Genomic DNA, 22637 nt, shown 5'->3' on the forward strand with positions numbered 1-22637 from the left:
CTAGGCCTTCGGTGCCAGTGCGCGTACCTGTTCGATCTGGTCGCCACCGGTCGGGAGCAGCGCGATGATCGGGGTGTCGACACCTGCGGCCTGGTACTCGGCGACGCGCGAACGGCACTGGTCCAGCGACCCGTGCACGACCAGTGCGTCCACGACCTCGTCCGGGATCGACTTCGACGCGGCCTTGCGGTCGCCCGCCGCCCACGCCTCGTGCATCGGGCGCAGCGCCTCACCGCGGCCCAGCCAGTCGTGGAACGCCGCGTAGGCGGGCACGGTCAGATAGGTGCTGATCAGCATGCGTCCCAACGCCCGCGCGGCGTCGGCGTCCTCGGTCGGGCAGACGAAGATCCGGGCCGCGAGCTCCGCGTCACCCAGCTCCGTTCGCACCTGCGGCACGTCGGTGGCGGCGAGCCAGTTGGTGATGGCGCCGTCGGCCTCGCGACCGGCCAGCCGCAGCATGTTCGGCCGCAGCGCCGCGAGCATGATCGGCACCTTCTCGGCAGGCGGGCGCTCCAGCTTGAAGCCCTTCACCGAGAACGTGTCGTAGTCGGCGCTGACCTTCTCCCCCGCCAGGGCGGCCTTCAGGAACCGCAGCGTGTCGCGGGTGCGCTTGAACGGCTCCTCGAACGGAATCGCGTTCCAGCGCTGCACGATCGCGGGCGACGACGAGCCGATGCCCAGCACGAACCGGCCACCGGTCACCTCGGCCAGGGTCGCCGCGGTCATCGCCAGCGTGGCCGGGCCGCGCGTGTACACCGGCGCGATCGCCGTGCCGAAGCGCAGCTCGGAGGACCACTGCGCGGCCAGTGCGAGCGGCGTGAACGCGTCGGTGCCCGTCGTCTCGGCCGACCACACGTCCGTGTAGCCGAGGCCGGCGAGCTCGGACACCAGCGCGCGGTGCTCCAGCACCGGCACACCGATCAGCGGCAGCGTGATTCCCCAACGAGCCATGAACGCCTCCATGTCGACTTGGAGGCCACCCTACCGACCGGTCGGTATGCTCACAACCTCGCGCCTCCCTGCCTACTTCTTGCGGGCCATCGTCAGGCCGTCCGCGATCGGCACCAGCACCGACTCCACGCGCGAGTCCCTGCGCACGAACTTGTTGAAGGCGTCGATCGCGGCGGCGTTGCCCTCCGGCTGCTCGTCGGCGGCCTCGCCGTAGTAGAGCGTGTTGTCGGCGAGCAGCAGGCCGCCCTGCCGCACCCGCGGCACCAGCAGCTCCCAGTAGTGGACGTACCCGACCTTGTCGGCGTCGATGAACACCAGGTCGATGACCGGTTCCTCGGGCAGCTCGGCCAGCGTCTGGGCGGCGGCGCCGATCCGCAGCTCGATCCGGTCGCGCACGCCCGCCGCCTGCCACGCCTCCTCGGCGATCGTGGTCCACTCGGTCGAGAGGTCGCAGGTGATGACCTTGCCGGACGGGGGAAGCGCCTGCGCGAACGCCAGCGTGGAGTACCCCGTGTAGGTGCCGACCTCGACGACCGTCTGCGCGCCGGTGAGCTTGACCAGCAACGACAGCAGGACCGCCTGCTCGTGCGGGATCTGCATCTCCGCCGAGTCGCCGAGCTCGGCCGTGCGGGCGATCAGCTTCTCCTGCACGGCGCTCGGCTGACCGGCCTGCTCGCGCACGTAGCGGTAGATCTGCGGGGTCATGACCACGGTCTTGAAGTCGTTCACGCGCGGCCTTCTCTCATAGTCGGGTGGCGAACGTCCTGAGTGTCTCTCCGTACTCGGGGCTCAGCGGGTGTTTCGCGAGGTCATGACCGATCGCGGACAAGATGGCGGTGCGGTGCGCCTGGTAGCGACTCACGCACACGCACTCCCGGCTGACCAGGAAGAACTCGTCGAACCGGGCGCGTTCGGCTTCGGTGGTGGGCGCGCTCGTACGGCCGGACTCGCGCAGCAGCGACGGGCCGCCGGGCACGAGTCTGCGCATGACCTCCTTGTGTGCCACCAGGTTCGCCTTGCTCGCAGAGGAGAGCGGTGCGGCCGCCGCGGGCCCCAGTGCGGTACGCGCCCGGCGCAGCAGGCCGGGCAGTGGCTCGTAGTCACGTGCCCATCGCCCGCTGAACGCCGGGTCGAACGTCACCATCATCGGCCGGATGACGTCCTCGTACACCTCACGGGAACAACTGCCCGAATAGGCAAGCATCACCGAGTACGCGTCGTATCCAAGCGCAGTGAGGCGGACTAGTTGCGAATCAGGCTCGCGTATCAACCGATCGAGTGAATCCGAAAGAAACTTCCAGACCAGAAATGCGCCGTGATGGCCGAGAAACCACCGGTGCACGGCACGCTGCACCGGGTCTTCCGGGGCGTTGATGACGATCGGAATCTGAAAGCAGCGGTCCGCGCACGGAATCAGTTCCGCCTCCGGCATCGGCAGCCGCAGCACGGGCAGGTCGACCCAGGTGTGCCCCCACGCGGGCACGCAGGCGGGAGCGCTCATCGCCCACCCTCCACTTCGGACACGACGACGTCGAGGAGATCCGCGACCCTGCCCAGCGCGGTGTCCAGCGGCCGGTCCTCCACGATCGGCGGCACCACCTGCGCGATCCGGTCGAACACCTCCGCGAGCCGTGGACCCTGCGGACGGCGCGCGCCGACGTGCACGGCCTGGCGCAGCGCGATCGCGAGGCCCGCGTGCAGATACCGCAGCAGCCGCGCCTGGTCGAGCGCGGTGAACGCGGCCTGCGTGCCGAACGGGACGACGTCCTGGTTGTGCAGGTTCGTTGGCATGCTTTGCATCGAGGCGGGTGCGGCGGCCCTGCGCATCGCGACGACGGTGGCCGTCGTGCACAACTGCACGCCCTGGAGCGCGTGGTGCTGACCGGGAAGCGGGCTGAGCATCGGCGGCAACCCGTTGGTGCGGTGGGGATCCACCAGCAGGTCGAGCTGGCGTTCGGCCAGGTTGCCCAGCTGCACCAGGGCGACGTTGAGCTGGTCGGCCGCGAAAGCGCTGGGCTGGCCGAAGAAGTTGCCGCCGTGCACGACCTCCCCGGTCTCCGGGAAGAACAACGGGTTGTCGCTCACGCCGTTGAGGTCGCGGCGCACCACCTCGTCCGCGTGCCGCACGCTCGTGCCGGCCGCGCCGATCAGCTGCGGAGTGCACCGGATGCTGTAGGGCTCCTGCAGCGGGCGCTCCCCGGATGGCTTACTCCCTTCGAGCCAACTTCTAATGGCCGCACCCGTTTCAGCGACGTCCGGATGCCCGAACGCCGCCAGTAGTCCAACCGACGTGAACTCGACACCGCAGCCGAGGACGTCGGTCATCAAGGCGGACAACAACTCCGCCGTCCGCCGCGCGCGAACCGCCTGTGCGACAGCGAGTCCGAGAGCTGCGGCGGTCACCGAAATGCCGTTCACCAACGCGAGCGCGTCCCGGCCCTCGAGCACGAGTTTCCGGAGCCCTGCCCGGGTAAGCGCTTCCTCGGCGGGCATCAGTCGTCCTTGGAAGAACGCGTTCCCGTTACCGCGCAACGCATGGGCCACATAGGCCAGTGGCTGGAGGTCTCCACTCGCACCGACTGACCCCAAACGTGGTACCGCTGGGGCGAACTCGGTGTCCAGCATGGCAGTCAGCGAGTCCACGACCTGCTCGGACACTCCGGATCGCCCCTGCGCCAAAGAGAACAGTCGCGTGAGCACAGCCGCGCGAGCGACCGCCGGCGGCAGCAGTTCACCGTGGCCGACGATGTGGTGGAGGATGGTGTTGTCGCTCTGGCCGGCGCTGTCCGCGCGGCCCTCGAACTCGACGAGCGGGCCGAAACCCGTTGTGACACCGTAGATGGCGCGTCCGGACGAGCTGACTTCGAGCACGAACTCATGGCAGCGCGCGATCCGTGCGCGCACGTCCGCCGGCAGTTCGACGTGCAACGGATCACGGGCCAGTTCGAGCTGCGCCGGTGCGAGGTGTGCGGCCAGATTCAGGACAGCAGAAGATGTTCCGACAGGCACGATGCCTCCAGATGACTTGGGAGCCACTCGCGACGATCCCGGTTGACCTGCCTGCGAGGAAGGGCCTTATGTACGCACTAAACGAGGAAAATTTCTCAGCTGTCCTTCGGCGTGATCAAGCCGCCGGAGAGGTGATCGAACTCTCCGCGCACGATTCGGCCCAAAAGATCGGCGGACTGCTCCAGCGGGGTGAACCTGCCCGTGTCGCGCTGAGACCTCGCCCACGTCGAGACCCTTTGCTGGTGCGGATCCTGCGAGTCCATGGTGGCGCCGCGGCGCATCAGACCGATGTCGACCATTCCGGGGTCGTAGCTCAGCACGGCGATGGGCCGGTGCTTCAGCTCGATCGCGAGGTTCTCGGTCAGCTTGATCACGGCCGCTTTGGACACGGAGTACGCGGTGACGTAAGGCCATCGGTGCACGCCGGCGTTGCTGACCACGTTGATGATCCGGCCGCTCGTCATCGTGCGGATCGCGGCGTTGGCGGCGAACGCGGCGCCGCGCAGGTTCACCTCGAACGTGTGCCACCACTCGTTCTCGTCGACCTGCCACGTCGGACCGACCGGTCCGCCGAGCGCACCGTTGTTGACCAGCACGTCGATCCCGCCGAGGCTCTCGATCAGCTTGGACGTCGCGTGCGGATCGCCGAGGTCCGCGACGTGCGTCTCGACGTCGACGCCCCTGGCCGTCAGTTCGGCCTGAGCGGTGTCGAGCGCCTTCTCGTCGCGTCCGGTGATGACGAGCTGATGTCCTTGCGCGCCAAGGACGTCGCTGAACGCCCTGCCGAGTTCCTTGGCACCACCGGTGATCAGAACCCTCACTGCGAGGTGTCCTTCAGCAGGCGACGAAGGATCTTGCCTGAGACGGACTTCGGTATCTCTCGCACGAACTCAACCTGGCGGATCTTCTTGTAAGGCGCCACCTCCGCCGCCACGAAGGCCATCAGTTCGTCCGCCGTGACGTCGCCTTGCGTCACCACGAACGCTTTGGGGATCTCGCCGTTAACTCGATCGGCCGTACCGATCACGGCGGCGTCTCGAACGGCGGGATGCCGTCGCAACACGGCTTCCAGCTCGGCCGGCGCCACCTGGTAGCCCTTGTACTTGATCATTTCCTTGATGCGGTCCACGACGTGGAACCGGCCGTTGTGGACTCGCACGAGGTCCCCGGTGCGCAGCCAGCCGTCCACGAAGGCTTCCCGGGTGGCCTGCTCGTCGCCGAGGTAGCCGTCCATCACCTGCGGGCCGCGGATGAGCATCTCACCCTCCGCCGCGTCCGTTGTGGTGCCCGGCTCGACGATGCGCGCCTCGGTACCGGGACAGAGCACACCGACGCTCGTGGGGTCGGATTCCACGTCACCGTCGAATGTCTGGTGTGTGCCACCGGCTTCGGTGAGGCCGTAGCCCTGCCGGACGGGTGCCTGGAGCTTGCGTTCGGCCTCCTGGCGGATGGCGTCGTCGAGCGGGGCGGCGCCGCAGAGAACGAGCTTGAGGCTCAGTTCCGGTACCGGTTCTGGATGATCGGCGATGGCGGCGGCGAGCGGCGGCACCAGAAACGCCCGTGTGACGCGATGTTCCGCGAGGCGTCGCAAGTACGTTCCGGCGTCGCTGCGGGGCATCGTCACGAGCGTGGCGCCACCGAGCAGGCCGGAGTTGAGGATGATCGCGAAGCCGTAGACGTGGAAGAACGGCAGGTTCGCGGCGAGCACGTCGGTCTCGTCGATGCGCCAGCCCGGCCGGTGCTGCTCCAGGTTCGCGACGAGCGCCCGGTGGCTCAGGCCGACTGCCTTCGTGAGACCCGTTGTACCGCTGGAGAAGAGGACGACCGCCGTGCCGCCGGGATTTCCCGGTGGCAGCGAATCTTCTTCGCTCTCAGGGAGATCGTCGAGGTCGAGCGTCGCGCTGACGTTCGCGAGCTCCTGGAGCCGCGCGATCTCCGGCGGCGTGAGCATCGGGTTGATCAGCGCGGCCGTCGCACCCGCGGCCATGACCGCGTGCAGGCCGACGGCGTACCTCGGCCGGTTCAGACTGGCGATCGCGACCGTGTCACCGGGCCGGATCCCAGCCCTGACAAGGCCTTTGGCCGTTCGCTCGACCTGATCCGCGAGTTCGGCGTACGTGAGCGACTCGCCCGTGACGGCGTCCACGAGCGCGACTTTGTCGTTGTGCCGTGCGCGTTCCAGAACGTGTTCTGGCACAGTGCGTTCAGGAACGGCCACGGCCGGCAGGGGGCTGTGGTAGATCACTGGCGCGGCTCCGGTGTCCACGCCGCCGCACCTGATGCACGGCGACGTGGCCGGACACTATCGGCACTTTTCGTGATCAGGTGACCGAGTTGGTCAGAGACTCACCAAGTCTGGTCAGAGACTCACACCGCGCTCGGCCAGCCAGCCGACGGGGTTGATCTTCTGCCCGCCGCCGGCCCACACCTCGAAGTGCACGTGTGGCCCGGTCGACTGGCCGCGGTTGCCGATCGTCGCGATCTGCTGCCCGGCCTTGACCTTGGCGCCCTGCGGAACGTCGATGGTGTTCATGTGCCCGTAGACGGTGATGGTGCCGTCCTCGTGCTGCACGCGCACCCACAGCCCGAACCCGGACGCGGGCCCTGCCTCGATGACCGTGCCGTCCATGACGGAGACGATCGGCGTGCCGATGGCGTTCGCGATGTCGACGCCGTTGTGGCTGGTTCCCCAGCGGGCGCCGAAGCCGGACGTGAACGACCCCTGGGCGGGCCGCACGCACTTGGGGCGCTTCGCCTCCTCCTCGGCCGCGATCCGCGCCTGCTCGGCCTTGGCGGCCTCCTGGCGCTGCGCGTAGGCGCCCTCGGCGGACTTGAGGGCCTCGGCGACGTGGAACCGCGCCTGGATCTGCTCGGCCTGGAGCAGCTTGCGCGCCTCGGAGCCGGTGTCGACGGAGTGGATCGTCTGCGGACCCTGCTGCTGCGGCGGGGCGGTCATCGCGGCGGCGAGGTTCTTGGTCGCCGCGACGGGGGTGATGAGGCGGTCGACCGGGGACACCGTGCTCGCCGCCTGGGCGAAACCGGCGCCGGCGAGGGCGCCCGCGGCGACGACCACCGCAACGGCCTTCTTGCGGTCCAGGTCCACTCTGGTGATGACGTCGACCAGCGGACCCTTCTCACGATGCCGTGCCAAAACTGCCTCCATGCACTCGGGGGAGTTCGGCAACCGCGCTTCGCCTGGCGTCGGGGGGCCTGACTGCGGGCTTCGGGGGCCCGGTGGTGGACTGGACCGCTTCGGGGGCGTTCCGTGTCCTTGCGGTTATCGAACCGTGACATGCGGCGCAGAACGTAACCTCGCGTCACCGGCCCGAGCAAGCCAAGTGGGTGTTCAGGTGATTAGGCCCACTACCAGTCACTTTCGGTAGTCAAGACATTCCAGGCTTGGTTAACACGTTCTAAACCAATCCCCATCAGTACGTTTGTACTGGTCAGTCGCTTTATCGAGAAAGGTTTGCGGGGCCACCCCACCCACGACAGAGGGCCGCCGGACGCACATGGCGTCCGACGGCCCTCTGGGACCGAACGATGCTTACTTGTACTTGGCCGCGGCCGGCTTGAGCTGTTCCACCGGCAACCCGTCGTGGATGACCTTCATGGCGTTGAACCACGTGGGCGCGGCGGACTGGCCACCGAAGATGCCGCTGGAGCTACCGGGGCACAACCGGATCGGGTTCGCGCAGATCACCTGCGGGTTGCTGCCGTCGGCGTAGGTCATCACCGCGCCCGCGTACTGCGGGGTCGCGGCGAGGAAGGCGACCGACTTGCTCTCCTCGGTGGTACCGGTCTTGCCGATGGTCGGACGGTTCCAGCCGGCGCCCGAGGCCGCGGCGGCCGCGGTGCCGCCGCCGTGGGTGTCCTGCGACATGCCCTGGGCCAGGGAGTTCGCCAGGTCGGGCTCGACCGCCTGCTCGCAGGGCTTCTCCTTGAGCGGGATCTCCTTGCCGTAGCGGTCGATGACCTTCTCGACCGGGGTCGGCGGGCACCAGGTGCCGCTGGAGACGATGGTGGCGGCCACGTTGGCCAGTTCGAGAACGCTGGTGGCGCCCGGACCGAGGGTGTAGGAACCCGCGTTGTTCTGCTTCGTCCAGTCGCCCTGGGACGGGCCGTTGGAACCGTCCGCCTTCAGCGGCTCGGCACCGCGGTTGACCCCGCTCAGGGTCTCCCGCATGCCGAGCTTGTACGCCATGTCGACGACGTTGCTCAGGCCCGCCTGCTCCTGCAGGATCACGAAGCCGGTGTTCGGCGACTGGGCCAGCGCCTGCGTCAGCGTCATCTCCTCGGCGTAGTTGCCGGCGTTCTTGACCTGCCAGGCCGAGCCACCGTTGGGGTAGACCCTCGACGCGTAGGTCTTCGGGACCTTGATCTTGCGGTCGATGCCGGTGATACCCCGCTGCATGGCCGCGGCGGCGGTGAAGACCTTGTTCACCGAACCGGGGCCGAACGGCAGGACCTCGGCGGGGACGGGACGGGCGACCTGGCCGAGCTCGGCGTTGTTGCCGAAGTCGCGGGACGCGACCAGCGCGCGGACGCGGTGCTTGTCGCTGCCGGGCTTGACGACGGACATGACGTTCGAGACGCCGTTCGTGGTCTTCGGCACCTGCTTCTCGGCCGCCTCCTTCGCCGCCTTGGTGGCCTTCGGGTCCATCGTCGTCTTGATGGTGAGGCCGCCGCGCTGAAGCTGCTTGTCCGTGATGCCGGCGTCACGCAGGTAGTCGAGCAGGTACGAGCAGAAGAAGCCGTAGATCGGACCGTCGCCGGCGCCGACGCAGCCCTTGGGCAGGATCTGCAGGTCCTCGACAACGCCCAGCGGCGCGGCCTTGAACTCCTCGGCCTTCTTCTTGGCCTCGGTCTCGTCGGCGCCGAACGCACCGTTCTCGCGCATCTTGTCGATGACGATGTTGCGGCGTTCCAGCGCCTTCTCCGGGGAGGCGCCGGGGTTCAGCGACGACGGACGGTTCGCGATCGCGGCGAGCAGTGCGGCCTGCGGAACCGTCAGCTTGTCGGCCGTGGTGTTGAAGTACGCCTTCGCGGCGGCACCGACGCCGTAGGTCTGGTTGCCCAGCGGCACGATGTTCAGGTAGCCGGCGAGGATCTCGTCCTTGCTCATCTGCTGCTCGAGCTGCAACGCGACCCGCGCCTCGCGCATCTTGCGGCCGACCGTCGCCTCGGTGGCCTTCTCCCAGGCCTCCTGCTCGTTGTCCACGCCGAGCACGAACGCCATGTAGTTCTTCACGTACTGCTGGGTCAGCGTCGACGCACCCTGCGTCGCCCCACCGTCCACACCGGCCTTGGCGGCGGCACGGGCGATGCCCTGCCAGTCGACGCCCTTGTGGTCGTAGAACCGTTTGTCCTCAATGGCCAGGATCGCCAGCTTCATGGTGTCCGAGATGTCCTTGAACTCCAGCGGAATGCGGTACTGGTCGTACAAGTAGGCGATCGGCAGACCGTCCATGTCCTCGATGGTGGTGACGAGCGGCAGCTCACCCTTCGCGAGATCGCCCGACGTCTGGTCGACCGTGTCGGCCGCGCGGTTGGACGCGAGCCCGAGACCTCCGACGAACGGGAACACCATCGCGGCGAGGAGCACGCCCGCAGTCAGGCACAACCCCAGCAACTTGACCAAGCCTGACGCGCGTGCGGCAAACAACCCGCAACTCCTTCCGAGCAAAACCCCAGAGACTCTCTATACGTATAAGTCGCGCGGAAGGCCCATGAGGTTGCGTCCGCTGATCGACTGTTTTCCAACCTACCGGAGTAGTCGAAGGCCGATCGTCGGACTGGCCCTGCGCACCTCGACGCCCGCGTGGTCGGGAAGGACGTCGTCGAGGAACCCGTAACGCGCCAGTTCTTCGTCGGGCCGCCTGCTCACCGTCCGCCACCAGACAGCGATGTCTCCCCAGCCGGGAGCGGACAGCGAGCCGCCGAAATGTTGCACGGACAGTGCGGCGCACAGGTTCGCGAACCGCACCCGGTGTTCGAGCGGCCACCCGGCCAGAGTGCCCATCACGTACCCCGCCCCAAACACGTCACCGGCACCGGTCGCGTCGAGTTGCGCGACGTTGAGCCCCGGCACGTCCACGCACTCGCCGGTCGCGCTGTCGACCGCGACCGCTCCCCCGCCCCCTCGTGTGACGACGACCACGGGCACGTGCTCGGCGAGTTTGCGCGCGGCGTCCTCTGGGGTGTCGGTGCGCGTGTAGCCCTGCGCCTCCACGTGGTTCGGGAGGAAGACGTCATATCCGTCGAGCCTGCGCAGGAGCTCCGGCGACCACGCCCCGGTGCGGTCCCAGCCGATGTCGGCGAAGAGCTTCGCGCCGTTCTCCTTCGCCGTGCGCACCCACTGCTCGTCCTCGGCCTGGATGTGCACGAAGCACGCCTTGGCCGACGGCGGCGGCGAGAAGAGGTCATCCGCGACAACAGGCGCCTTGTGGCCGTGCGTGACCATGCTGCGGTCGCGTTCCATCGCCATGCTCACCGTCACCGGTGAGTGCCACCCGTAGAAGCGACGACAGTAAGAGAGGTCGACGCCCTCCTGGTCCGCGAGCACGTCCCAGCAGAAGTCGCCGTACGCGTCCTCCCCGAACGCCGCCGCCAGCGCGGTCTTCAGTTCGAGCCGGCGCAACGCCACCGCGAGGTTCGCGATCCCGCCGGGACACGACCCGAGCCCCTCGGCCCACACCTCGGTGCCCGGCTCCGGTGGGCGGGGCAGGCCGGTGAAGATGATGTCGAGGAAGACCGTGCCGGTGAGAAGCACGTCGAAGTCCGGTTCCGCCATGCGTAAACCTTGCCACCCGGAATCGGTCGCCATGCGATAGAAACGTCGGTCGTGGGGGTTCCGCTCAGGAAAAACGTCCAATTCCAGCTGCTCTGGCTCGGCGGTGCGGTCTCGCAGCTCGGCACCACGATCACGACGCTGGCGATGCCACTGCTGATCGTGGCGCTCACCGGTTCGTACTTCCTGCCCGGCGTGGTCGCGGGCGCGCGGGCCGCCGCTCTGCTGCTCACCCTGATGCCGGCGGGCGTGTGGGTGGACCGCTGGGACCGCCGCAGGACGCTGGTCTGGAGCCAGTCCGTCCAGGCGCTGGCCGCCGCTCTGCTGGCCGCCGCGATCCTCACCGGCCACGCCTATGTCGTCGTGTTCGTCGCGCTGGCCGTCGTCGACGGCGTCTGCACCGCGTTCGCCGGCCCGGCCCGCACGGCCGCGATCCAGGCCGTGGTGCCCCAGGACCAGCTCATCACCGCCTACGCCCAGGAGGAGGCTCGCGGCCACGCGGCACGGGTGGCCGGACCGCCGCTGGGCGCCCTGCTGATGGCCGTCGGCCGCACGGTCCCGTTCGTGGTCGACGCGATCACGTTCGCGGTGGCCGCGATCTGCGCCTGGTTCGCGAAGATCCCGGCACGCGGCGAGCAGAAGCCCCGCGGGCGCATGCACCACGACGTGAAGGACGCGGCCCGCTGGCTGTGGCACCAGACCGGCCTGCGCAACCTCACGATCATCTTCCTCGTGCTCAACCTGCTCGGCGGCGCCTCGATGCTGCCGGTGCTCGCACTGGTCGCCTCCCGAGGGGGCACCGGCCTCGACACGGGCCTGGTGCTCGCGGGCATCGGGGTCGGCGGCGTCATCGGCTCGCTGCTGTCCCCCAGGGTCACCCTCGCGCCCGGCCCGCTCATGGTCGCCGTGCTGGTCGTCTTCGGCGCCTGCAACCTCGCGATGGCACTCCCGTTCGGTGTCTTCTGGCCGTTCGTGCCGCTGGCGCTCACCGCGGTCGTCACGCCGCTGATCAACGTGTCGGTGTCCGCGCTGCACTCGGCGCTGGTCCCCGAGGACATGATGGGCCGCCTGGACGCGGTCTCGACGCTGGCCTCCCGCGTGCTGACCCCACTCGCGCCGGCGCTCGGCGGGTTGCTGGCCGGCGTGCTCGGCGGGGCAGTCGCGCTGGTGACGTTCGGCGCGTTGATCCTGCTGACGGCGGTGGCGGCGGCGTTCACCGACCTGCGAACGCCGGAGAGTTTCCGTTCAGCGGAAGCCGATGCTTCCCACTGACACAGCCGGAGCGTCCACTGAGGACATGTCCGAACGCCCCGCTCTGCTGCTCGTGCACGGCGCCTGGCACGGCTCCTGGTGCTGGAACCCGCTGCGCACCCTCCTCGAAGCCAACGGCTGGCGAGTCGACACGGTCGACCTGCCCAGCGTGGCGCCCGCGTCGGCGCCCAGACACGGCATGCACGACGACGCCCAGGCGATCAGGGACGCCGTCCACGGCCCGACCGTGGTCGTCGCGCACTCCTACGGCGGCATCCCGGCGACCCAAGCGGCCATGCCCGAGGTCCAGCACCTCATCTACGTGGCCGCGTTCCTGCCGGACCTGGGCGACTCACTGCTGACCATGGTCGGCGGCACCGCCCCGCCGTGGTGGCGCACAGAAGAAGACGTCATCCACGCGCTGACCCCGGAGACCGTCTTCTTCAACGACGTGGACGACCCGCCGACGGACCGGCTCCTGCCGCAAAGCAGGAAGGCCTTCACCGACGAACTGACCGAGGCGGCCTGGCACGACACGCCCAGCACCTACGTCATCTGCGAGAAGGACAACGCCATCCCGCCGTTCGCCCAGGAGGCGATGGCGGGACGAGCGACCACGACCGAACGTCTTGATGCAGGACACTCCCCGTTCCTGTCCTGCCCGCAAGAGCTCGCCGCGATCATCGAGAACGCCGTCAGCCTTCCTCGGCGACCATTTCCTTCATCCGGGTGAGCGCGCGGTGCTGCGCCACCCGCACGGCACCCGGAGTCGACGACACGGCCAGCGCGACCTCCTCGGCGGACAGGCCCACTGCCACCCGCAGCACGAGGATCTCGCGCTGGCGGGCCGGCAGCTTGTGCAGCAGGCGCGTGACCTGGGCCATCATCTCGCCGTTGACGGCGTGCTGTTCCGGGCCGAGGTCCAGCGACGGGCAGTCCGGCAGTTCCGGCACGACCTCGGCGCGGTTGCGGACGGCACGGCGGCGGGCGTCGGCGACCTTGTGGGCCGCGATGCCGTACACGAACGCGAGGAACGAGCCGGGCTCGTAGCGGTACTTGGACAGCGCGCCGAGCACCGCCACGCAGACCTCCTGCGCGATGTCCTCGGCCGAGACCAGCGTGCGCTCGCGGCCGCCGACCCGTGCGCGGCAGTAGCGCACGATCAGCGGCTGGATCCGGCCGAGCAGGTGCTCGACCGCCCGTCTGTCTCCGGCTAGAGCGGCATCGACGAGGTCGGCGAACTCGGCTTCGGCGAGCCACTGGTTGGAGACCGGTGCCTGGTGCACCCGACGGCGCATGGGCACCGTTGGCTGGTTCCAAGACTCCTCAGGAACGAGGACGTCTACACCGCCACCGGTCCGCACGGCTGTGGGTATGACCATCCCGGCGACCCTCCTCCACTACAGCGACACTAGGGGCTTCACTCAAGTAGAGAACGCAGCGAGCCGTTTGATACCGCCTGCTTCCAAGAGGACCACGAAGTCCATGCGGGTGGGGCATGCAGCACCCTTCTGGGGTAGAACGTGGTCCTAATGGCCCAGTCGTTCGGACATGCCGAATTGCTGTACTCCCAGGTATCCGACCCGGAAACCTGCCTCCGAGTAGGCCAGGTAGAACTCCCACATCCGGCGGAACGTGTCGTCGAAGCCCAGCTCCCGCACCTCGTCCCAACGGGTGAGGAACGTTTCGCGCCACCGGCGAAGGGTCTCGGCGTAGTCCTCGCCGAACGACCGCGTCTCGACGATCCGCAGCCGGGTGTGGTCGCGCACCGACTCCTCGATCGACCGCACCGACGGGATGAGCCCGCCGGGGAAGATGTACTTGTGGATCCAGGTGTAGCTGGCCTTGCTCGCGATCATGCGGTCGTGCGGCATGGTGATCGCCTGGAGCCCCACCCGGCCGCCCGGCGCGAGCACGCGGTCGAGCATCGAGAAGTAGTCGGGCCAGTATTCGGCACCGACTGCCTCGATCATCTCGACGCTGACGACGGCGTCGTACCGACCGTGTTCCTCTCGGTAGTCACGCAGCTCGACCGTCACCCGATCGTGGAGGCCCGCTTCCCTCACCCGGTCCAGCGCCAATTTGCGCTGTTCGGCGGAAATGGTCAGCGACGTGACCGTGGCACCCCTCTGGGCGGCCCGGATCGCGAGCGCGCCCCAGCCCGTGCCGATCTCCAGCACGCGTGAGCCCTCACGGACGCCCGCGTAGTCGAGCACGCCGTCGATCTTGCGCAGCTGGGCCGTGCGCAGGTCCGCGTTCCCGCCCTCGAACAACGCCGACGAGTAGGTCATCGTCTCGTCGAGGAACACCGCGAACAGCTCGTTCGACAGGTCGTAGTGCCGGTGGATGTTCTGCCGCGAGCCCGCGACGTCGTTGATCTCGGTCTGCCGGCGTTCCGCCCAGCGCCGCATCAGCTGAAGGCGCGGCGGGATCAGCGTCGAGAGCTTCGCCGCGAACACCGAGAGCACGTCCGCGAGCTCGTCGGAGACCCAGTCGCCCACCATGTAGGCCTCGCCGAAGCCGATCTTGGCGTCGGCGCCGAGGCGGTGGAAGAACTCGCCGGGCCGCACGATCCGCATCACCGGACCGCCTGCTCCCCACGTCCTGCCGTCGGGGAACTGGACGGTCACGTGCAACGAGCGCACGGCCTTGCGGAACAGCGCCTCGGCGATGCGGGCGCGCATGGGCGAACGCGGGGCCGTGAACAGTCCGGGCCAGACGCCCTGACCAGGACGGGGCAGGGACAGCGTGCTCATCCATTACTCCTGGGGATGATCGGAATGCGCCTCAGGTAGAGGGCGATGCCATGGCGGCGGATCAGCGCGGACACGCGCTGGGGCATCAGCGGACGGCGCAGCAGCATGCGCAGACCCGAACTGCGCTCGCCCTTCATCGTCGCGCTGAAGGTCGTCTTCCCGTTCTGCCGCAACGCGATGGTCACGGACAGCTGGTTTCCCGGTTTCGGCAGCTTCATCACGTAGTGGCCGTCGACTTCCAGGAACGGGGAGACGTAGAACTCCTTGTCCACCGACGCGCGGCCATGGGCGTCGGTGCGCAGCAGATAGCAATGACGTCCGCCGTAGGTGTTGTGCACCTCCGCGACGACGCACGCGAGCTCTCCGGAAGCGTCGTGGCACCAGAACACGGACAGCGGGTTGAAGACGTAGCCGAGCACGCGGGCGTTGGCGAGCATCAGGACCTGCCCGCCGCCGAGGTCGATCCCCTGCTCGGCCAGCCACTCGTCCAGGTTCTGCCGGATGGTCTTGTCCGGCGAACCGAGATGATCGCGGGCCTCGAACTTCGCGAACGGCCGCGCCCACCACGGTAAGCGCGGCATCTCGCCGAGATCGACCAGCCACATGTAGGCGCGGTGGCTGAACGCCCGGTCGATCAGCTCGCGCCGGGCGTGGGTGATGAGGACGTCGTAGATCACCACGCCACCCCGAGGTGCTGGGCCGCGCGCACTCCGGACGCGCAGCCGTCCTCGTGGAAGCCCCAGCCGTGGTACGCGCCGGCGTAGGCGGTGGTGCCGGTGTTGATCTCAGGCAGTCGGCGTTGCGCCGCAACGGACTCCGGCGTGTAGATCGGGTGCTCGTAGACCATCTTCGCGAGCACGCGGTCCGGGTTCACGTCGTGCGGGTTGAGCGTGACGACGAAGTCGCGCGGTTCGTCGAGCCGCATCAGCCGGTTCATGTGGTAGCTGACGAGCACCTGGCCGTCGGCTTCCCGGCAGGCTCGCTTGTAGAGGTTCCAGGACGCCCGCGCGGCGCTCGCGCGCGGCAGGATCGAGGCGTCGGTGTGCAGCCAGGTCTCGTTGCGCGAGTACTGGAACGCGCCGAGCACCTCCTTCTCCGCCCGCGTCGGGTCGGCCAGCAGCCCCAGCGCCTGGTCCGGGTGCGTGGCGATGACGACGTGGTCCGCGGTGTGCAGCACGTTGTTGTCGTCGCGGATCTCCACGCCTGCGCCGTGGCGCGTGACGGCCCTGACGGGCGTGCCGACGTGCACGGCGTTGAGGCCCTTCACGGCGCGGTCGACGTACGTGCGCGAGCCGCCGACGACGGTCTTCCACTGCGGGGTGCCGCCGATCGCGAGCATCCCGTGGTTGGCGAGGAACTCGAACAGGTACCAGGCCGGGTACTTCATGCTCAGTGCCGCACCGGACGACCACACCGCGCTGACCAGCGGAATGATGAAGTGGTCGACGAAGTAGCGCGAGTAGCCGCCGATCACCAGGAACGCGCCGAGCGTGACGTCGTGCGCCTCCTCGTGGGCGAGGACGCGCTGGGCGTGCCGGTAGAAGCGGGTGACCTCGGCGAGCATCCGGACGTAACGGCCGTTGACGGCGTTCTTCGGCTGCGCGAACAGCCCCGGCAGCTTCCGGGCGCCCGCGTACTCCAGGCCGCAGCCGTCGCACCGGACGCTCATGGACATCTCGGAGTCCTGAGTGGACACGTTCAGCTCGCGGAAGAGCCTGATCAGGTTCGGGTAGGTCCGTTCGTTGTGGACGATGAACCCGGAGTCGACGGCGACACCACCGATGTCGTGCGTGTGCGCGTGGCCGCCGAGCCTGTCGTCGGCCTCGAACAGCGTGACGTCGTGCTTGCGTTGCAGCACGTAGGCGGCGGTGAGCCCGGCCACCCCTGCTCCGATGACGGCGACCTCAGCCACGCGAGCCTCCCAACGGCACGTCGAGACCCCGCGGCGAGGTCTCGTCCATGGCATTCGCGATGTCGGGCGCCACCGGTTCGAGCCCGAGCTCACCGTGGACGAAAGCAACGACCAGCCGGGTCCAGTCCTTCGCCCTCTTGAGCATCGCGTGGCCGTCGCCGACGACGCTGAACCGCGCGACCCGGTCCGTGACGGTCTTGGCCTGCCGCGCGAACCGCAGCGACTGCGCCGGATCCGTCATCCGCTCCTGGTCGCCGTGCGCGATGAGCAGCGCCTTGCCCCTGAGCTGCTCAAAGGGCTCGCCAGGCACGAGCCACGGCGCAAGCGCGCACACCGCGACCACACTCGGATGCCCGGCGACCCGCAGCGCGGTCCGGCCGCCCATGGAGTGCCCGACGAGCACGATCGGCCGGCCGGGATGCAGCTCGGTGATCTTCGCGAGCGCCCACTCGGCATCCTTCACCGGATCGAGGCTCGGCGCGTTCCAGCCGCGGACCCGGTAGCGCAGGTTCCAGACCTCGAGGCCTGGCGCCCGCAGCGCGCGGGCCAGCGGCACCATGCGCAGGTACGCCAGATTGTGGCGCCGGACAGGTCCGGTGCCGTGTTCCCGTCCGCCGTGCAGCACGAGCACAACGGCATTCGTACCGTCCGGCGGTTTCAGCACGTCAACATGCGGATGCACACTCGATGTTCGGGAAGCCACGGCCTTCGGCTCGCCCGTTGAGAGCCAGCTCACACCAGTAGTGTTCGAACGGTGATCGACCACATCAGCATCGAAACCGAGGCAGGTTCCTTCGACGCCATCGCGTCCGGTCCCGAGGACGGCCGCCCGGTGCTGCTGCTGCACGGCTTCCCCGAGGCCGCCATCGAGTGGGAGCACCAGGTCGCGGTGCTCGGCGTGAACGGCTTCCGCGCGGTCGCCCCCGACCAGCGCGGCTACTCCCCCGGCGTGCGCCCGGAGCAGGCCGGCGAGTACACGGTCACGCACCTGGTCGGCGACGTGATCGCGATGGCGGACTCGCTGGGCTGGGACACGTTCGACCTGGTCGGCCACGACTGGGGCGGCGCCGTCGCGTGGTGGACCGCGATCGAGCATCCCGGCCGCCTGCGCACGCTCACCGTCTTCTCCACGCCGCACCCCGGTGCCCTCAAGACCGCGCTGCAGACCGACGAGGAGCAGGCGATGCGGTCGCAGTACATGCGGGACTGGCGGGAGCGCAGCACCGAGAAGCGCATGCTCGACAACAACGCCCACGCCATCAAGCAGATGTTCGAGTGGCGGATCCGGCCCTCGCACGTCGAGGAGTACATCCAGCGGCTGTCAGAGCCGGGAGCACTCACGGCCGCGTTGAACTGGTACCGCGCGGGCAAGCCGCACGGCGCCGCGGACAAGGTCAGCGTCAAGACCATGTACGTGTGGAGCACCGAGGACGTCGCGTTCGGGTCGTTCGCGGCGTTCGAGACCGAGAAGTGGTGCACCGGGCCGTACCGCTTCGAGATGGTCGAGGACATCAGCCACTGGATCCCCGAGGAGGCACCGGAAGTGGCGTCCTCGTTGATCCTGGAGAACTTGACCTGAGAACCGGCCACAGCACGGCCGCCGTGTAAGCGACCAGCACGGCGAACCCGGCCCACCCCGGCAACGGGAAGTACCCGGCCGACGGCGCGTAGTGGGCTGTCACCTGCGGGAACTCCACCAGCGTCTGTTTGACGGCGAAGCCGGCGGCCGGCGTGAGTCGCAGCAGCCACTCCGCGACGTCGTCGGGCAGCAGCGGGACCGCGGTGACGGCGTAGGGCACGGCGACCAGCGTCAGTGCGACGAGGATCGCCGCCCAGCCGCGGCGCAGCCACACGCCGAGTCCGTACGAGAGGACCGCGCAGAGCGCGAGCACCGCCGCCACGCCGACGGCCACCCGTGCACCGGTCGGCAACGGCGCCGTCGCGAGGACGATGCCGGCGCCGAGCAGGCCGGTGACGAAGGTGGCCGATCCGATGACGACCGTCCGGGCCGCGATCACCTGCCGGGAGGACGCGTCACGAGCGCCATAGCGGGCCGCCACGACGAGCACGATGATCAACGCGATCACCAAGCCGGACAACGCTCTCTCGGCGCCGCCCGCACCACCTTCACCGATCGGCCCGATGTCACCGGTGCCGCTGATGGTGACGACTCCGTCCTTCTCCACCACACCTGACGCGTTGTGGAACTTCTCCCAGTCCGTGTGGTTCATCTCGCCGACCGACTGGCTGTCCCACGAGCCGGTGCCGCCCTGCACGCTGACGTTGTCGAAGACGCCGACGGCCTGGGTGAACCGCACCTGCTCGATCGTGCCGCCGAGGCCGGTCTCGCGGAGCGTGAGGTCGCCCGGCGAGGTGGCGAAGAGTCCTACCTGCACGGTCTCCGGCAGTCCGGTGAGCTCCGCGGTTCCGACGACGTGCCACTGCTCGCCGTCCGCCGACTCGGACCCGGTGATGGTGTCGCCGGAACGGGTCAGCCGCAGCCAGCGAGGCGTCTGGATCGCGCTTCCGGCGACGTCGTGCACGTAGTCGTGCTGGAACCGGACGCCGTGACCGCCGGTCATCGCCAGCGCCGCGTACCGCGTGCCCTGCCGAAGGCCGTCCTTCACGATGATCCCGGCTTTGGCCCACGGCACGAGCCCGGAGACGATCTGGTCGTGACCGGGCGGTGGATAGGTGATCGTCCCGGTCATCGACGTCATCCGGACCGTGATGGTGCCGTCACGGCCGAGGTCCTGGTGCCGGAACCAGAACGTGTCGCTGACGCCGGACGAGGTGCCGCCGGCGAACAGCAGGCCCAGCGTGATGACGGTGAGGGCCGCGACGGCAAGGGCGATCAGGCGGCCAGGGCTGCGGAACGCGGTCCACGCCCGCCGGAGTTCGGTGCTCGACATGGTGCTGGGTCTACGGATCCGCGGCTAACACCGTCCGAAGCGGCCTTGTCATGCCGTTGTTAGGTCGTCCCGGTCATGCTGACGGCATGAGAACGATCGGGGTGCGGTTCACGATCCTGTACGCCGTCGTGTTCCTCGTGTCCGGCGTCGGGCTGCTGGCCCTGACCTTCCTGCTGTCCGGCGGCAAGGTCACCGACGTCGCACCCGCGAACCCGCCCGGCCTCGACTCGGCGCAGCAGCACGTCCGGCAACTGCAGGACCAGCTCGCCGAGGTGCACACGCAGCAGTCGCGCCAACTGCTGGCCGGATCATTGCTCGCGCTGGTCGTGATGGCGGTCGTCTCGCTGCTGGTCGGCCGGGTGCTGGCCCGGCGGGTGCTGCGGCCGCTGCGGACCATCACGAGTGCCACGCGCAGCATCTCCGCGGACAGCCTGGACCGGCGGCTGGCCGTCACCGGTCCGGCCGACGAGGTCAAGGGCCTCGCCGACACCATCGACCAGTTGCTCGAGCGGCTCGAGGTGTCGTTCGCCGCGCAACGCCGCTTCGTCGCGAACGCCTCCCACGAACTGAGAACACCTCTGACGACGATGCGCGCGTCGCTGGACGTAGCGATCGCCAAACCCGATCCGGCCGCCTCGACGGTAGTGCTCGCGGATCGCCTGCGCGTGCAGCTCGACCGGGTCGACCACCTGCTCGACGGGTTCCTCGTGCTGGCCAGGGCGCAGCACGGCGCGCTCGCCGACTCCGCCCCGGTCGACCTCGGCGAGCTGGCCGAGGGGGCGTTGCGCGAGCTGTCCTCTGAGGTGGGGGCGAAGAGGCTGACCGTGACGGTGGACGTTCCGCCAGGCATGGTGACGCAGGGAAGTCCGGCGTTGCTGGCACGGTTGGTCGGCAACGTCGTCGACAACGCCGTGCGGCACAACGAGGCCGACGGGTGGGTCAGGATCAGCGGGTTCGCAGGCGAGGAGGCGGTGCTGGTCGTCGAGTCCGGCGGGCCTGTTTTCGACCAGCGGGAGGTCGACCGGCTGGCCCGGCCGTTCGAACGGCTCGGCGGCGAGCGCATCGGCTCCTCGGGTCTGGGACTGTCCATCGTGGCCGCCGTCGCCGCCGCGCACGGCGGACGGCTCGCCCTGTTCTCCCGGCCAGAAGGCGGTCTGCGCGTGTCGGTGACGTTGCCGGTGGCGGCATGAGAATCCTGGTGGCGGAGGACGACCACGCACTCGCCGAGGTCATCGCGGAAGGGCTGCGCGACCAGGGGATGCCCGTCGACCTCGCGCACGACGGGCTGATCGCCGCCGCGCAACTCGACGTCACCGCGTACGACGTGGTGCTCCTCGACCGGGACCTGCCAGGACTCCACGGTGACGTGCTGTGCCAGATGATCACCGAGCGGGCCGACCGGCCGATGGTGCTGATGCTCACCGCCGCGAGCGCGCCCGGTGACCGGGTCAGCGGGCTGGTCCTGGGCGCGGACGACTACCTCGGCAAGCCGTTCCACTTCCCGGAGCTGATCCTGCGCATCCGGGCGCTGGCCCGCCGCAGGCCGGACGCGCGGCCCCGGACGTTGCGCGCGGCCGGGATCGAGCTCGACCCGGTGCGCCGCACGGCCGTGCGCGACGGCCGGCAACTCACCCTGTCGGTGAAGGAGTTCGCTGTGCTGGAGGCGCTGCTGCGGGCGTGCCCGGGCTTCCTGAGCGCCGAGGCTCTGCTCGAACGGGTCTGGGACGAGAACGCCGACCCGTTCACCAACACCGTCACCGTCACGGTGGGCCGGCTGCGCCGCAAGCTCGGCGAGCCGCCGATCATCGCGACGACACCGGGAATCGGCTATCGGATCGTGTGATCCGCCAGAAGTCACTAGATTCAGCCGTATGCGCGTGGCCGGTCTACTGCTCGCCGCGGGGGCCGGCCGCCGGTTCGGTTCCCCCAAGGCTCTCGTTCCGTTGAACGGCAAGCTCTTCGTGGACTCGGCCGCCGAACTGCTCAGAGCCGCCGGCTGCGACCCGGTCGTCGTGGTCCTCGGCGCACAGGCGGCGGAGGTCAGGGCGAAGGCCACTTTGGACGGCGTGACCGTCGTGGACAACCCCCACTGGGACACCGGCATGGGGTCGTCGCTGCGCACCGGCCTGCACGCCATCGGCGTCGCGGACGCCGTCGTGGTGCTCCCCGTGGACACCCCCGGAGTCACCGTCGAGGCCCTGCACCGCCTCATGGCGCTCGCCGAGCCGAAAGTGCTGGCCCGCGCCACCTACGACGGCGAGATCGGGCATCCGGTGCTGATCGGCTCGGACCACTTCGCGGGCGTCATGGCGTCGGCGGCGGGCGACCAGGGCGCGCGGGACTACCTCAAGGCGAACACCGTCCGCCACGTCGAGTGCGCTGACGTGGCGGACGGTGCCGACATAGATCGGCCGGAGGACCTCAGGTCCAGAAATCAGGCCACGTAGCGGCGGAGCTTGATGCCCGACGACACGTTGGACGCGCTCAGCCAGTGCAGGCCACCGCCCGCGTAGGCCGGGTCGGACACGGCGAACTCGTTGCCACCGGCGCGATAGCCGACGATCGTGGCGTAGTGGCCGCCGGAGTAGTTGCGGCCGTTCAGGCGGATCACGTTGATGACGACGGCGTGGCCGCGGTCGGCGTTGTAGACGACGTCGGCCTTGAGCTTCTGCAGCAGCTGCGCGTCGGTCGACCACTGCTTGACCTGGTAGTAGGTCGAGCCGGTGTAGTGGTCGAGGGCGTTCTCGAGGTTCTTGATGTTGGGCAGGCCGTCGGTCGTGACCTTCATGAACGACGCCAGCGTGGACTGCTCGACGTACTTGCCGCGCGCGGTCAGGGCGACGCGGGCGGCGGCAGCGGAGCACCAGTAGCCGGTCTTCTGCACCTGGAACTGGTGCGGCAGCACGCCTTCGCCCTGGATGCCGAGCTCGGCGGCGGCCGGGATGACGTTCTCGCCGGGCGCCGCGAGCGCGACCGGCGCGGTCAGGATCGTCATGGCGACGCCGACCGCCGCCACGGCCCCAGTGATCTTCGCAAGCTTCATCGGAACAAATCCC

The 22637-nt window shown here is 69.0% G+C and carries 22 protein-coding genes; 6 read left to right on the forward strand and 16 right to left on the reverse strand.

All coding sequences use genetic code 11. The annotated features are described in order from the left end of the window. From BM417_RS37520 to BM417_RS37560, 9 genes are all read right to left on the reverse strand, one after another. A complete protein-coding gene (locus tag BM417_RS37520; protein ID WP_093604492.1) occupies positions 1–951 on the reverse strand; it encodes an LLM class F420-dependent oxidoreductase in 951 nt (316 codons plus the stop codon). A gap of 72 nt (positions 952–1023) precedes the next feature. Then, a complete protein-coding gene (locus tag BM417_RS37525; RefSeq protein WP_245822488.1) occupies positions 1024–1680 on the reverse strand; it encodes an O-methyltransferase in 657 nt (218 codons plus the stop codon). Between the two features lie 13 nt (positions 1681–1693). Next, positions 1694–2398: an L-tyrosine 3-hydroxylase gene (locus BM417_RS37530; protein WP_143138972.1), complete on the reverse strand. Its 705-nt coding sequence runs from the start codon at positions 2396–2398 to the stop codon at positions 1694–1696. Between the two features lie 50 nt (positions 2399–2448). Then, on the reverse strand, positions 2449–3960 hold the full coding sequence (locus tag BM417_RS37535; RefSeq protein ID WP_245822490.1) for an HAL/PAL/TAL family ammonia-lyase: 1512 nt from the start codon (positions 3958–3960) through the stop codon (positions 2449–2451). Between the two features lie 95 nt (positions 3961–4055). Beyond that, complete coding sequence (locus tag BM417_RS37540; protein WP_093604363.1) at positions 4056–4781, reverse strand: SDR family NAD(P)-dependent oxidoreductase; 726 nt, start codon at positions 4779–4781, stop codon at positions 4056–4058. Next, positions 4778–6226 (reverse strand): AMP-binding protein, encoded by a 1449-nt coding sequence (locus BM417_RS37545; RefSeq protein WP_245822492.1) that lies wholly within the window; start codon positions 6224–6226, stop codon positions 4778–4780. Before BM417_RS37545 ends, BM417_RS37540 begins: the two co-directional genes overlap by 4 nt. Positions 6227–6319: 93 nt before the next feature. Next, a complete protein-coding gene (locus BM417_RS37550) occupies positions 6320–7111 on the reverse strand; it encodes a M23 family metallopeptidase (RefSeq protein ID WP_245822494.1) in 792 nt (263 codons plus the stop codon). A 396-nt stretch (positions 7112–7507) separates the two neighbouring features. Then, positions 7508–9601: a transglycosylase domain-containing protein gene (locus BM417_RS37555; RefSeq protein ID WP_245822496.1), complete on the reverse strand. Its 2094-nt coding sequence runs from the start codon at positions 9599–9601 to the stop codon at positions 7508–7510. 123 nt (positions 9602–9724) lie between these two features. After that, positions 9725–10753, reverse strand: coding sequence for a carbohydrate kinase family protein (locus BM417_RS37560; protein WP_093604367.1), 1029 nt, complete (start codon positions 10751–10753; stop codon positions 9725–9727). A gap of 51 nt (positions 10754–10804) precedes the next feature. Between BM417_RS37560 and BM417_RS37565 the strand changes: the two genes are divergently transcribed. Together BM417_RS37565 and BM417_RS37570 are read left to right on the forward strand one after the other, a co-directional pair. Then, positions 10805–12022, forward strand: coding sequence for an MFS transporter (locus BM417_RS37565; protein WP_177320821.1), 1218 nt, complete (start codon positions 10805–10807; stop codon positions 12020–12022). Positions 12023–12047: 25 nt separating this feature from the next. Beyond that, a complete protein-coding gene (locus BM417_RS37570) occupies positions 12048–12734 on the forward strand; it encodes an alpha/beta hydrolase (protein WP_093604371.1) in 687 nt (228 codons plus the stop codon). Here BM417_RS37570 and shbA read toward each other — a convergent pair. From shbA to BM417_RS37595, 5 genes are all read right to left on the reverse strand, one after another. Beyond that, the gene (shbA, locus tag BM417_RS37575; protein ID WP_093604373.1) at positions 12697–13299 is read right to left on the reverse strand and encodes an RNA polymerase sigma factor ShbA; all 603 of its coding nucleotides are present in this window, start codon (positions 13297–13299) and stop codon (positions 12697–12699) included. The two genes, BM417_RS37570 and shbA, sit on opposite strands and share 38 nt — an antisense overlap. Before the next feature lie 231 nt (positions 13300–13530). Further along, positions 13531–14757, reverse strand: coding sequence for an SAM-dependent methyltransferase (locus BM417_RS37580; RefSeq protein WP_093604375.1), 1227 nt, complete (start codon positions 14755–14757; stop codon positions 13531–13533). Further along, positions 14754–15434, reverse strand: a complete 681-nt coding sequence (locus BM417_RS37585) for a DUF1365 domain-containing protein (protein WP_245822498.1) — start codon at positions 15432–15434, stop codon at positions 14754–14756. The genes BM417_RS37580 and BM417_RS37585 overlap by 4 nt, the downstream gene beginning before the upstream one ends. Next, on the reverse strand, positions 15431–16669 hold the full coding sequence (locus tag BM417_RS37590; RefSeq protein ID WP_245822500.1) for an NAD(P)/FAD-dependent oxidoreductase: 1239 nt from the start codon (positions 16667–16669) through the stop codon (positions 15431–15433). Before BM417_RS37590 ends, BM417_RS37585 begins: the two co-directional genes overlap by 4 nt. Further along, positions 16662–17333: an alpha/beta hydrolase gene (locus BM417_RS37595; protein ID WP_245822502.1), complete on the reverse strand. Its 672-nt coding sequence runs from the start codon at positions 17331–17333 to the stop codon at positions 16662–16664. The genes BM417_RS37590 and BM417_RS37595 overlap by 8 nt, the downstream gene beginning before the upstream one ends. Before the next feature lie 90 nt (positions 17334–17423). Between BM417_RS37595 and BM417_RS37600 the strand changes: the two genes are divergently transcribed. Continuing rightward, positions 17424–18248, forward strand: a complete 825-nt coding sequence (locus BM417_RS37600; RefSeq protein ID WP_093604383.1) for an alpha/beta fold hydrolase — start codon at positions 17424–17426, stop codon at positions 18246–18248. Here BM417_RS37600 and BM417_RS37605 read toward each other — a convergent pair. After that, positions 18181–19581, reverse strand: a complete 1401-nt coding sequence (locus BM417_RS37605; RefSeq protein WP_177320822.1) for a DUF1349 domain-containing protein — start codon at positions 19579–19581, stop codon at positions 18181–18183. The two genes, BM417_RS37600 and BM417_RS37605, sit on opposite strands and share 68 nt — an antisense overlap. Before the next feature lie 86 nt (positions 19582–19667). Between BM417_RS37605 and BM417_RS37610 the strand changes: the two genes are divergently transcribed. Genes BM417_RS37610 through BM417_RS37620 form a run of 3 tightly spaced genes read left to right on the forward strand, consistent with a single transcriptional unit; the run spans position 19668 to position 22028 of the window. Beyond that, on the forward strand, positions 19668–20771 hold the full coding sequence (locus BM417_RS37610; RefSeq protein ID WP_245822504.1) for a sensor histidine kinase: 1104 nt from the start codon (positions 19668–19670) through the stop codon (positions 20769–20771). Next, complete coding sequence (locus tag BM417_RS37615) at positions 20768–21424, forward strand: response regulator transcription factor (RefSeq protein ID WP_093604387.1); 657 nt, start codon at positions 20768–20770, stop codon at positions 21422–21424. The genes BM417_RS37610 and BM417_RS37615 overlap by 4 nt, the downstream gene beginning before the upstream one ends. Before the next feature lie 28 nt (positions 21425–21452). Further along, positions 21453–22028: a nucleotidyltransferase family protein gene (locus BM417_RS37620; RefSeq protein ID WP_093604389.1), complete on the forward strand. Its 576-nt coding sequence runs from the start codon at positions 21453–21455 to the stop codon at positions 22026–22028. Here the strand turns inward: BM417_RS37620 and BM417_RS37625 are convergent. Next, the gene (locus tag BM417_RS37625; RefSeq protein ID WP_093604391.1) at positions 22016–22624 is read right to left on the reverse strand and encodes a C39 family peptidase; all 609 of its coding nucleotides are present in this window, start codon (positions 22622–22624) and stop codon (positions 22016–22018) included. The genes BM417_RS37620 and BM417_RS37625 overlap by 13 nt on opposite strands. Between the last annotated feature and the right edge of the window lie 13 nt (positions 22625–22637).

It is taken from the genome of Lentzea waywayandensis, from assembly GCF_900115955.1.
In the GTDB taxonomy this organism is placed as follows: domain Bacteria; phylum Actinomycetota; class Actinomycetes; order Mycobacteriales; family Pseudonocardiaceae; genus Lentzea; species Lentzea waywayandensis.